This window comes from Sulfurivirga sp. (assembly GCF_015490265.1).
In the GTDB taxonomy this organism is placed as follows: Bacteria; Pseudomonadota; Gammaproteobacteria; order Thiomicrospirales; family Thiomicrospiraceae; genus Sulfurivirga.
Genome location: NZ_WFYD01000081.1, coordinates 1 through 10278, shown reverse-complemented (window position 1 = coordinate 10278; position 10278 = coordinate 1). Strand labels below are relative to the sequence as shown.

General features: G+C 65.5%; 7 protein-coding genes and 1 pseudogene. 7 read left to right on the top strand and 1 reads right to left on the bottom strand.

The genetic code is table 11. The features are described from left to right. Window positions 1-126: 126 nt before the first annotated feature. From rlmKL to F8K16_RS05620, 7 genes are all read left to right on the top strand, one after another. Window positions 127-2334, top strand: a complete 2208-nt coding sequence (rlmKL, locus tag F8K16_RS05650) for a bifunctional 23S rRNA (guanine(2069)-N(7))-methyltransferase RlmK/23S rRNA (guanine(2445)-N(2))-methyltransferase RlmL (RefSeq protein WP_294948103.1) — start codon at window positions 127-129, stop codon at window positions 2332-2334. Next, window positions 2327-3718, top strand: a complete 1392-nt coding sequence (locus F8K16_RS05645) for a diguanylate cyclase (protein ID WP_294948100.1) — start codon at window positions 2327-2329, stop codon at window positions 3716-3718. Before rlmKL ends, F8K16_RS05645 begins: the two co-directional genes overlap by 8 nt. After that, the gene (hemN, locus tag F8K16_RS05640) at window positions 3693-5075 is read left to right on the top strand and encodes an oxygen-independent coproporphyrinogen III oxidase (protein WP_294948098.1); all 1383 of its coding nucleotides are present in this window, start codon (window positions 3693-3695) and stop codon (window positions 5073-5075) included. The genes F8K16_RS05645 and hemN overlap by 26 nt, the downstream gene beginning before the upstream one ends. Window positions 5076-5136: 61 nt before the next feature. Beyond that, window positions 5137-6024 carry a UTP--glucose-1-phosphate uridylyltransferase GalU gene (galU, locus tag F8K16_RS05635; RefSeq protein ID WP_294948096.1) on the top strand — a complete coding sequence of 296 codons (888 nt, stop codon included), beginning with the start codon at window positions 5137-5139 and terminating at the stop codon, window positions 6022-6024. Continuing rightward, on the top strand, window positions 6003-7616 hold the full coding sequence (pgi, locus tag F8K16_RS05630; RefSeq protein WP_294948094.1) for a glucose-6-phosphate isomerase: 1614 nt from the start codon (window positions 6003-6005) through the stop codon (window positions 7614-7616). The genes galU and pgi overlap by 22 nt, the downstream gene beginning before the upstream one ends. After that, the gene (locus F8K16_RS05625) at window positions 7613-8884 is read left to right on the top strand and encodes a nucleotide sugar dehydrogenase (protein WP_294948092.1); all 1272 of its coding nucleotides are present in this window, start codon (window positions 7613-7615) and stop codon (window positions 8882-8884) included. Before pgi ends, F8K16_RS05625 begins: the two co-directional genes overlap by 4 nt. Further along, entirely contained in the window at window positions 8868-10115 is a 1248-nt protein-coding gene (locus F8K16_RS05620; protein WP_294948090.1) for a DUF4147 domain-containing protein, read from the top strand. Before F8K16_RS05625 ends, F8K16_RS05620 begins: the two co-directional genes overlap by 17 nt. Here the strand turns inward: F8K16_RS05620 and F8K16_RS05615 are convergent. Beyond that, window positions 10058-10278 (bottom strand): annotated as a pseudogene (locus tag F8K16_RS05615) (3-deoxy-D-manno-octulosonic acid transferase); the annotation flags it as partial. The gene F8K16_RS05620 and the pseudogene F8K16_RS05615 overlap by 58 nt on opposite strands.

Below are 10278 nucleotides of genomic sequence, written 5' to 3'. Positions count from 1 at the left end.
TGCCACAGCCACTTCTGAAAGGCGGCGTTATCCGCCGGACGCTGGGCCGCCTGCGCCATGGCGGCGGTGCAGAGCAGCATTGCCGTTAGAATGAGGCGCAACATGATCTGGAATTTTTGAAAAAACATGAACACATACCGCTATTTTGCCACAGCGCCAACCGGAGGCGTGGAGCTTCTCGCCGATGAGCTGCGCGCAGCGGGCGCGCAGGCGCTTCGCCTGAACCCACGCGGTGTGCGCTTCGAAGGCTCGCTGGAGACCGGCTGTCGCGCGCTACTGTGGTCCCGGGTGGCCAACCGCATCTACCTGAAGCTGCTGGATGTGGCCGTGGACACGCCGGACGAGATCCATCAGGCAGTGCGGTCATTGGACTGGGCGGCGCACATGACGGCGGACACGCCCTTTTCCGTCTCCTTCACCGGACAGGGCGCGGGGGTGCGGCATACCCATTACGGTGCACTGCGGGTCAAGGATGCGGTAGTGGACCACTGGCGCGAGCGGGTCGGACGCCGGCCGCCGGTGCAGACGGAAGGCCGGCGGCTGGCGCTGCATGCCCATGTGGAAAAGGGGCGGTTGCAGCTTTATCTGGATATGAGCGGGTTCGGGCTGCACCAGCGTGGCTACCGGGCCGGTGTGACCTTCGATGCGCCGTTGAAGGAGAACGTGGCCGCCGCCGTGCTGCTGCGCAGCGGCTGGCCGGCGGTGCATGCCGCCGGCGGCGCGCTGGTGGACCCCATGTGCGGCAGCGGCACCTTTCTGGTGGAGGCGGCGTGGATGGCGCTGGACCGGGCCCCTCAGCTGGACAATGCTGCGCGCATGAGCCTGTTGTGCTGGCGCGGCCATGACCCCGAACTGTGGCAGCGGCTGGTGGCCGAGGCGATCGAACGTCATGAGGCCGGCTGGCAGCGCCCTCTGCGCATCGAAGGACGGGATGTGAGCCCGCGCAGTCTTGAGGCCGCCCGGCAGGTGCTCAGACAGGCCGGACTGACCCGGCGCGTCACGCTGCATCAGGCGGCGCTGGCCGATCAGACGGGCGTGGAAGCGGAAACGGGGCTGGTGGTGACCAACCCGCCCTATGGAGAGCGGCTGGGGCGGGCGCAGGATTTGCGAGGGCTCTACGCCCAGCTGGGCGCGCTGCTTAAAACGTACTTTGTCGGCTGGCAGGCCGGGGTGCTCACCTGCCGCGAGGATCTGGTGCCGGAGATCGGGTTGAGGCCGGAGAAAAAGCATTCGTTCCGCAACGGGGCGTTGGAATGCCGGTTGGTACGCTACCGGGTCGAGCCAGAGTGCTTTCGCGAGCCGCCCATCCGGATGGAAGCGGATGTGGCGGCGCAGGTGGCGGCCCGCCTGCCGGAGTGGAAGACGCGTCCGGGCGCGCAGATGTTCGCCAACCGTCTGCGCAAGAATCTGCGCCGGCTGAAGAACTGGCTGAGGCGGGACGGCGTCTGCGCCTTCCGCGCCTACGATGCGGATATTCCGGAATACGCGCTGGCGGTGGACATGTATGACACCCTGGATGCGGGGCGCTGGGTGGTGGTGTATGAGTACGCGCCGCCAAAGTCGGTGGACGCTCGCAAGGCGCGCGCTCACCTGCTGGAGGCCATGGCGGTGCTGCCGGAGGCGCTGGGCGTGACGCCGGAGCAGGTGGTCTACAAGGTGCGCCAGCGTCAGAAGGGGCGCTCGCAGTATCAGCCACTGGACATGAAGCGGGACTTTCATCAGGTGATGGAAAACGGCGCCCGCCTGTGGGTGAACTTCCATGACTATCTGGACACGGGCCTGTTTCTCGACCACCGCCAGGTGCGCCGCGTGGTGGCCGAGGCGAGCCGGGGCCGGCGGCTGCTCAACCTGTTCTGCTACACCGCCAGCGCCACGGTGGAGGCGGCGGTGGCCGGGGCGGCGAAAAGCGTGAGCGTGGATCTTTCGCGCACCTATCTGGAATGGGCGCGGCGCAATCTGGAACTCAACGGGCTGGATGCAGGGGCGCACCGGCTGGAGCGTGCGGATGTGCTGCGCTGGCTGGCCCGTCCGCCACGGGGAATAGGCCGCTTTGATGTGATCTTCCTTGATCCGCCCAGTTTTTCCACCTCCAAGCGCATGGAAGGGACACTGGACATTCAGCGGGACCACGCGCAACTGATTGAACAGGCGGGGCATTTGCTGGACAATGGCGGCGTGCTGTTCTTTTCCACCAATCTGCGCCGTTTCCGGCTGGACCCGGTGGTGGCGCAGGCGTGGACGGTGACGGACCTGACTGCGGCGACCCTGCCGCCGGATTTTGCCCGCAACCGGCGCATCCATCAGGTGTGGCGACTGGAGAAGAAGCATGGTTAATCTGCAGGCCATCAAGAGCCTGGTCGGCATTCAGCCACAGGACGAGGCGGAGCTCGATCTTCACAGAGAGACGCTGGACAGGATGGCGCCCAAGCTGTGGGCCGAACTGAGTGGCTGGAGCCATCAACGCTATGGCAAGTCCATCGAAAGCCTGATGAGCCGGGCGTTTTTCCGTCTTCTGCTGCTGGGAGAGCGGCAGGATGGCTTCTTTTCCATTGTCTATCAGCAGGCATTGAGCTGGCGTCAGCAGGCGCTGACGGAAACGGACAGCATGGTGCTGATGAGCCACCTGCGTCAGCAGTTCGTGGACCTGGGCCAGACACTGGATGCGCCGCGGCTGGCCCGCGCTCTTTGCCACAATGTGGACATGGCGCAGACCATCCTGACGGCGGTGTTTCAGCTGTCGCACGTGCTTGCCCGCATGCGGGAACGGGCCGAGTTCGAGGTGCGGCGGTTCGAACACATGTTCTCCATGATCGAGCAGCCGGCGCCATCCCGTCTGATCCAGGCCTACCGGGACCACCAGCGCTGGAAGCAGATCGCCTATGAACTGGCCCTGGGGGAGACGTTGCCGAAGAATCTGGAGCTGGATCCCGCACGCTGTCAGCTGGGGCGCTGGCTCGAGGCGGAGGGGTGGTCACTGATTGCCCCGGAGCATCGCGAGGCCTTCGATGAGGCGCATCGGCGCGTCCATGCATTGGGCGCGCAGATGCTGAAGGTGGCGCGAGCGGGGCCGCCAGATGCGGCGCTGGAACTGATCGACGAGATGGAGGCGGCGTCGGAGGATGTGTCCACCACGCTGCTGGAAATGATAGACCGGGCCTTCATCGAGGTGGCCACCCGCGACGTGCTCACGGGGTTGCCCAATCGTCACAGCTTCGAGATGGACTACCACAAGGCGCTCAAGCTGGCACGGCGCTATGATCTGCATCTCGGGCTGCATCTGCTGGACATTGACCATTTCAAGAAGATCAACGACACCTTCGGACACCTGAAAGGTGATGAGGTGCTGCGTCGCTTTGCCATGGCCATTCAGTCGATGTTGCGGGATGACGACCATCTCTACCGCTGGGGTGGAGAGGAGTTCGCCATCGTTACGCTGCACCGGGATGAAGAGGGCGCTTTGCAGTTTGGCAAGCGCCTGTTCGCGCAGTATGATGCCCGTCAGCTGGCCCGGGACTGTGAGCTGTCCGACCCGATAACCTTCAGCATGGCATCCGTGGAGCTGCCCTATGGCCTGGAGGAGGTACCGCCCGATCCGCGTGTGTTCGCTGCGGCGGACCAGCTGCTCTACCGGGCCAAGGAAAGCGGGCGCAACCAGCTGTGGGCCGGCATTCTGGATGACAAGGGGCATTTGCGTGAAGACACAATCCATCGAGTTTGACGCCGGGCTGATTGAAAAATACAACCGCGCCGGGCCGCGCTACACTTCCTATCCCACGGCGGTGCAGTTCACCGACGCCTTCGGTCCGGAGGACTACCGCGCCGCGGCCGAGCGTTCCAACGCCAGCGGACGGGATCTGTCGCTCTACTTCCATATTCCCTTCTGCGACACCGTGTGCTTCTACTGCGCCTGCAACAAGGTGTGGACGCGGGACCGCAGCCGTACCACACCCTATCTGGACCGGCTGTTCCGGGAGATCGAAATGCAGGGCGCGCTGTTCGACCCGGCGCGCAGGGTGGCTCAGCTGCACTGGGGTGGCGGCACGCCCACCTTCATCAGTCATGACGAGATGAAGGCGCTGATGGAGAAGACCCGCGCCCACTTCAATCTGCTGGAGGATGACAGCGGGGAGTATTCCATCGAGATCGACCCGCGCGAGGCTACGGCTGAGACGGTGCGGCTGCTGCGGGATCTGGGCTTCAACCGCATGAGCCTGGGCGTGCAGGACTTCAACCCGCAGGTGCAGAAGGCGGTCAACCGCATCCAGAGCGAGGAGGAAACCTTCGAGGTGCTGCACGCCGCACGGGAGGCGGGCTTCAAGTCCATCAACGTGGATCTGATATATGGCCTGCCTTACCAGACGCGCGAGAGCTTCCTTGAGACGCTGGACAGGCTGATCGCCGTCGCACCGGACCGCTTCAGCGTCTTCAACTACGCTCACCTGCCGGAGCTTTTCCCCACCCAGAAGCGCATGGATCCGGCCAAGATGCCCTCGCCGGAGGAGAAGCTGGCCATTCTGTCGGCCACCATCGATCACCTGACCGAGGCGGGCTATGTCTATATCGGCATGGATCACTTCGCCAAGCCGGATGACGAGCTGGCGGTGGCCCAGCGCGCCGGCACCCTCTACCGCAACTTTCAGGGCTACTCCACCCATGCCGACTGCGACCTGGTGGCCATGGGCGCCACCTCCATCTCGCTGATGGACAACACCTACGCCCAGAACCTGAAGGACCTGCCCGACTACTACGCCCGCATCGACGCCGGCGAGCTGGCCATCTTCCGAGGGGTGACGCTGAGCCGGGATGACGAGATCCGCCGTGATGTGATCATGAAGCTGATGAGCAACTTCGAGCTGGATTTCGCCGCGCTCGGCCGGCAGTGGGGCATCGACTTCAACGACTACTTCGCCGACGCGCTGGCGGCACTGGAGGAGATGGAGGCCGATGGTCTGCTGACGCTTTCTGCCGACCGGCTGGAAGTGCAGCCGCGTGGACGGTTGCTGATCCGCAATATCGCCATGGTGTTCGACGCCTATCTCAACCGCAAGCCGGCGCGCTATTCCAGAGTCATCTGAAACGGGGTCTCCCCCATTTTTACGGTGTGCGGCGCTGCCGCGCCGAAATCGAGGAGGAAATATGGCAGGAAAACCGGTCAGGACCGCCATTCTGCCCGTCGCCGGGCTGGGCACCCGCTTTCTGCCCGCCACCAAGGCAGTGCCCAAGGAAATGATCACGCTGGTGGACAAGCCGCTCATCCAGTATGTGGTGGAGGAGGCGGCCGGCGCCGGCATCGAACGCATCATTCTGGTGACCCACGCCAGCAAGTCGGCCATCGAGAATCATTTCGACAAGAATTACGAGCTGGAAACCGAACTGGCTCGCCGCGGCAAGGATGCCTTGCTGGAGGTAGCCCGGAATACCTGCCCGCCTGGCGTGCATATCGCCGCCGTGCGGCAGGCGGAGGCGAAGGGTCTGGGGCATGCGGTAGCCTGCGCCGCCCCTTTCGTGCAGGACGAGCCCTTTGCCGTGCTGCTGCCGGATGTGCTGCTGCGTGAGGAGACGCCGGGCGATGATCTGCGTGTCATGATGGAGCGGTTCGAGGCCACCGGCGCCAGCCAGATCATGGTGGAACCGGTGCTGCAGGATCAGGTGGACAAGTATGGCGTGGTGGACATCGGTGGCCGTCCGCTCGGCCCGGGCGAGGCGGCACCTATCTCGCGGCTGGTGGAAAAGCCACCGGTTGATGCGGCGCCTTCCAATCTGGCCGTGGTGGGGCGCTATGTGCTGGATGGCGCGGTCATGGCGCTGCTTGAGCAGACACCGCCAGGCGCGGGGGGAGAAATCCAGCTGACCGACGCGCTGGATGCGCTGCTGCGTCAGGCCACGGTGGAGGCGTGGCACATGCGCGCGCGCAGCTTTGACTGCGGCGACAAGCTGGGCTATCTCAAGGCTACTGTCGAATGGGGACGGCATCATCCTCAGCTGGGCGAGGCCTTCGGCCAATGGCTCGAACAACAGCATTGAATGCGGCCTGGCAGCGACTGCAGGCGGAGGCTGAGCGACTGAGACACCGTTCGCTGCACGCGCTGTTCGAGACGGATCCGCAGCGGTCGGCCCGCTTTGCGCGCCAGGCATTGGGTTTCTATGTGGATTTTTCCCGGCAGCTGATCGATGACGAAGCACTTAAGCATCTGCTGGCGTTGGCCGAGGCGGCGGATGTGGCCGGTGCCCGGGAGGCATTATTTACCGGGGCGCCGGTCAATGTGACGGAAAACCGTCCGGCGCTGCACACGGCCCTGCGGCAGCAGACGGATGCGCCCGTGCTTGTTGACGGTGAGGATGTCATTCCGGCCATCCGCGCCCAGCAGCGGCGCATGGGAAAGCTGGTGGCCCGGCTGCATGCCGGTCAGTGGCGAGGCTACAGCGGTCGGGCCATCACGGATGTGGTGCATCTGGGCGTGGGGGGGTCCGACCTGGGGCCGCAGCTGGTGGTGGATGCCCTGAAGGAGTTCCGTCATCCCCACTGCAATGTGGGCCTGCACTTCGTGGCCAATCTGGATGGGGGAGAGCTGGCGCGCACGCTGGCCCGGCTCAACCCGGAGACCACCCTTTTCGTGGTCACCTCCAAGACCTTTACTACGGTGGACACGCTGACCAACGCCGCTTCGGCGCTGGCCTGGCTGGAAGTGGCCAGCGGTCTGCCGGCGGCGGAGCTTAAGCGGTTGCACTTCATCGGCATTTCCGCCGCGGCGGAACGCGTGGATGAATGGGGCATTCCGGCGGATCATCAGCTGCGTTTCTGGGCGTGGGTCGGCGGGCGCTATTCTCTCTGGTCCACGGTGGGCTTCGCCATCGCTCTGTGGCTGGGGATGGAGGGCTTCACACAGCTGCTGGCCGGTGCAGCGGCCATGGACGACCACTATCGCACCGCTCCGGCGGAGGAGAATCTGCCGCTGCTGCTGGCGCTGATCGATGTATGGAACCACAACCTGCTGGGTGCCCATGCCCATGCGGTGCTGCCCTATGACGCACGACTGGCGCTCCTGCCCCGCTATCTGGCCCAGCTGGAGATGGAGTCCAACGGCAAGTCCGTGCAGCGGGACGGCACACCCGTGACGCGTCACACCGCCGCCGTACTGTGGGGGGAGACGGGACCCACGGCGCAGCACGCCTTCTACCAGCTGCTGCATCAGGGCACGGAGACCATCTGGTGCGACTTCATCACGGCGGTGCGAGCCGACGAGTGGGCGCTGCCGGATGTGAAGGCGCATCAGCGGCTCAACCTGGCCAACTGTCTGGCACAGGCCCAGGCGCTGGCCTTCGGTGCCGATCACCCGGACCCCCACCGGCGCTATCCGGGCAATCGGCCTTCCACCCTGCTGCTGATGGATGCGCTCTCCCCCTGGCAGCTGGGCGCACTGCTGGCGCTTTATGAGCACAAGGTGCACGCCAGCGCCGTCATCTGGAACATCAATCCCTTCGACCAGTGGGGCGTGGAGCTGGGTAAGCGTATTGCGGGTGAGCTGTGCACCCAGCTGGAAAAGACGGAAGACGGCACGGAGGATTCCAGTCTGGCCCCGTTGCTCAACCACATTCGACAGGTGATGCGCACATGAGGATTCAGGTGCATGGGGATACGGTGGCGGCACTGACGGTAGCCGCCGTGCTGGCCGACACCGGCAACCGGGTCACGCTGCTGCTGCCTGACGATCTGTCGGAAGCGCTCCTGCGCCAGCGTGCCCGCTCCGAGCCCGGTCTCATCCCTCTGCTGGAGCGGGTTGAAGCGGCCGGCCGGTTGCAGGTGACCCAGAGAGACAGTGACCTGGCCGCCGAGGTGTTCATTTTCGCCATGTCGGCGGAACGCCAGGGGTGGGCTGAAGCTCTGTGCGACGAGATTGCGGTGGCAGGGAGCGCGCCCTGCCTGCTCGTCAACCGGGCGACCTTCCCCATCGGCACCTCGGAGGCATTGCAGCGGCGTATCGCCGCCCAGCGGCCCTGCACGTTAGTGGTAGAGCCGGATTTCATCTCCGAGGGACGCGCCATTGAGAGCTACACCCGTCCCGCGCGCATCCTGCTGGGGTGCGAGGATGAGGAAGGGGTGGAGCTCATGCGCGAGCTCTATCGGCCCTTCAACCGCAACCGTGATGTGATTCAGGTGGTCACGCCCCGTGCGGCGGAACTGACCAAGTTCGCCACCAACGCCATGCTGGCCACGCGCATCAGCTTCATCAACGAGATCGCCCAGCTGGCTGAAGCCTGCGGCGTGGATGTGGAACAGGTGCGTCAGGGGCTGGGCATGGACAGGCGCATCGGATTCGACTTTCTCTATCCGGGTGTGGGGTTCGGTGGCCCCAACTTCGCCCGGGATGTGCTGCGGCTGGCGCGCACCATGGCAGAGCAGGGGGTGGACAGCACTCTGCTGGATGCGGTGCTCGCCATCAACGAACAGCAGAAGGAGGCGCTCTTCCGTAAGGCGTGGCGGCATTTCGACCGGAATCTGCAGGGGCGGCGCTTTGCCCTGTGGGGGCTGAGCTACAAGCCCAATACCGCCAGCGTGATCAATGCGCCCAGCGTGCCGTTGGCCCGGGCGCTGCTGGCACAGGATGCCCGGTTGGCCGTGCATGACCCGGCGGCTGCGGACGCCTTCCTGGCTGCGCTGACGGAGCAGGAGCGTACCGGTGTGGCGGTGGCCGACACCCCCGAGCAGGCCGCCTCCGGCAGTGACGGCATCATGCTGGTGACCGAGTGGAAGGCGTACTGGCAGCCGGACTGGGCGGCGCTGAGAGAGTCTATGCGCACGCCGGTGATCTTTGACGGGCGCAACATCTATACGCCGGAGCGGGTGCGGGCCGCCGGTTTTGCCTACCATGGCATCGGCCGCTGACGGCATCCGCTGGCTGCGCCAGGGGCTGCAGCTGGTCGAGGGCCGGCACTGCATGCACACGGTGCTTGCTGAGCAGCCTCCGCCATCTTCTGCCCCCGCCTTGCTGGCGCTGGGCAAGGCCGCGCCGGCCATGCTGCTGGGGGCACTGCAGTACCTGACCCGTCATGGTCTGACACCGGGGACGGTGCTTGGGGTCACCAAAGGCGGGCACTGGATGCCCTGGCGCTCGGAGATTCAGGCGCTGGCGCCCGCTGCCATTCTGCTGGAAGGGAGTCACCCCCTGCCGGATGAGGCGTCTCTTCTGGCAGGTGAAGCGCTGCATCATTGGGCGGATGTCCTGCCGGTCGGGCAGCCCGTATGGGTGATGCTTTCAGGCGGTGCCTCGGCGCTGGTGGAGCGGCTGGTGCCCGGCATGAACCTGGCTGAATGGCAGGCGCTCAACCACTGGCTGCTCTCCGGTGGCTGGTCCATTCACCGTATCAATCGGGTGCGGGCCCAGTTCTCACAAATCAAGGGTGGCGGGCTGGCTCGCCTGCTGTCACCGCGCCCCGTGCGCGCCTTCGTGCTCTCCGACGTGCCCGGCAATGATCTGGACGTGATCGCATCGGCACCATTGCGTCCCATGCCATTGCCGGAACCCGCTGACTGGGCGGCGCTGCCGGCCCGATGGCGCGACAGGGTGCAGCCTCAGGCAAAGGTCTGCCCGAGGGTGCCTCATGTGCTGGTGGGTGACAATGCCCGCTGGCTGCAGGCGGTAGCCGAAGTGAGCGAAGCCCCGTTGCAGGTGGAGACGGAAACCTTTTCCGGCCCCTTGGAGGCGATCGTGCATCGGCTGGCGCAGGCTGAGCAGCCGCTGCTGATCGGCGGCGAGGCTACGGTGACACTGCCGGCGGATGTCGGCCTTGGCGGACGTAATCAGCACTTGGCGCTGTGGATGGCGCGTCTGCTGGCCGGCACTGACGGCTGGTGCGTGGCGCTGGGCAGCGATGGCACCGATGGTCCCACTGACGCCGCAGGCGGCTGGGCTGACGGGCAGACCTGGCAGCGCCTGCAGCGGGCGGGCAGGTCACCGGAACAGGCGCTGGCGCGCTTTGACAGCCATGGGGCGCTCAAGGCCATCGGGCAGACCATCGAGACGGGGCCGACGGGCACCAATGTGATGGATGCGGTGCTCTACTGGCCGCCCAGCACCGCCTTGATGCGCTCGAGGGTACGGTCCAGCGCGCCCTGATGGCGCTGGAAGCATGCCTGTGCCCGCTCGCCCTGCTGTCGGGCCAGTCGGGGCTGATCCGCCCACAGGCGCAGCTGTTCCGCCAGTTTCTCCTCATTCTGGACGATGTGCACTCCGTCGCAGGCGAGCATGCTGTCAAACAGGGCCTGCAGGTTCTGATAGT

Bases quoted from the DNA above. Each gene is read 5' to 3' on its own strand.
- rlmKL (WP_294948103.1), top strand. From the start codon at position 127: ATGAACACATACCGCTATTTTGCCACAGCGCCAACCGGAGGCGTGGAG.
- F8K16_RS05620 (WP_294948090.1), top strand. From the start codon at position 8,868: ATGGCATCGGCCGCTGACGGCATCCGCTGGCTGCGCCAGGGGCTGCAG.
- galU (WP_294948096.1), top strand. From the start codon at position 5,137: ATGGCAGGAAAACCGGTCAGGACCGCCATTCTGCCCGTCGCCGGGCTG.
- F8K16_RS05645 (WP_294948100.1), top strand. From the start codon at position 2,327: ATGGTTAATCTGCAGGCCATCAAGAGCCTGGTCGGCATTCAGCCACAG.
- F8K16_RS05625 (WP_294948092.1), top strand. From the start codon at position 7,613: ATGAGGATTCAGGTGCATGGGGATACGGTGGCGGCACTGACGGTAGCC.
- pgi (WP_294948094.1), top strand. From the start codon at position 6,003: ATGGCTCGAACAACAGCATTGAATGCGGCCTGGCAGCGACTGCAGGCG.